This window comes from Citrobacter sp. TBCS-15 (genome assembly GCF_005280815.1).
GTDB classification, from domain to species: domain Bacteria; phylum Pseudomonadota; class Gammaproteobacteria; order Enterobacterales; family Enterobacteriaceae; genus Citrobacter; species Citrobacter werkmanii.
Genome location: NZ_SZWK01000078.1, coordinates 1 through 217, shown reverse-complemented (window position 1 = coordinate 217; position 217 = coordinate 1). Strand labels below are relative to the sequence as shown.

The 217-nt window shown below is 35.9% G+C and carries 1 protein-coding gene; it reads right to left on the bottom strand.

The genetic code is table 11. From position 1 onward, the window contains the following. Nucleotides 1-198: hypothetical protein (locus FDW96_RS25190; RefSeq protein WP_212732857.1), on the bottom strand; the 198-nt coding region annotated here is incomplete at its 3' end. Nucleotides 199-217 lie beyond the last annotated feature (19 nt).

Sequence of the window (217 nt, the reverse complement as noted above, 5' to 3'; positions counted from 1 at the left end):
ATTAGTTTCATCTGTGCTTGTTACGTCCTTTCTATTGCCTTGTAAATCACTTAGGTTTTTAACAGCAACTGCGTTAAGGTTTGTGACATAAATATCTCCGCCCTCGATTGGTTGCTCGCCCATTTTAACAAGAAGTTGATTCTGTGTAAAAATAGGAGCGTTGATATTTTCGTGATACAAGTCAATTAATTCTTTCAAAGTTGCAAACTTGAATAGC